We start from the raw sequence: 342 nt of genomic DNA, 5'->3' as shown, positions 1-342 counted from the left end.
TTGACCATGACTGGCTGATGAAGATGCTCAAGCAACGCATTGATGACAACGCCATGCTGAGCTTAATCAGCCAATGGCTTAAAGCCCGCATAAAGTCACCCGAAGGGGAGTTTGAACACCCGAAAAGCGGTACGCCGCAAGGGGGCATCATTAGCCCAGTACTGGCGAACATCTACCTGCATTACGCACTCGACTTATGGTTTGAAAAGAAAGTAAAACCGCGAATGCGTGGCCGCGCGATGCTCATCCGGTACGCCGATGATTTTGTGTGTGCGTTTCAATACGCCAACGATGCGGAGCGATTTTATGAGGTACTGCCAAAACGACTCATGAAATTTAACC

Annotated in this window: 1 protein-coding gene; it reads left to right on the top strand. The window is 49.7% G+C overall.

Features of this window, described 5'->3' with window-relative positions:
* Nucleotides 1-23: 23 nt before the first annotated feature.
* On the top strand, nt 24-342 hold a 319-nt coding region (locus ACK8OT_RS19360), incomplete at its 3' end, for a reverse transcriptase domain-containing protein (protein ID WP_410198143.1).

It is taken from the genome of Motilimonas thetidivivens, assembly GCF_046452435.1.
Lineage (GTDB): Bacteria > Pseudomonadota > Gammaproteobacteria > Enterobacterales > CBDFNC01 > Motilimonas.
This window is presented reverse-complemented; position numbering and strand designations above follow the sequence as displayed.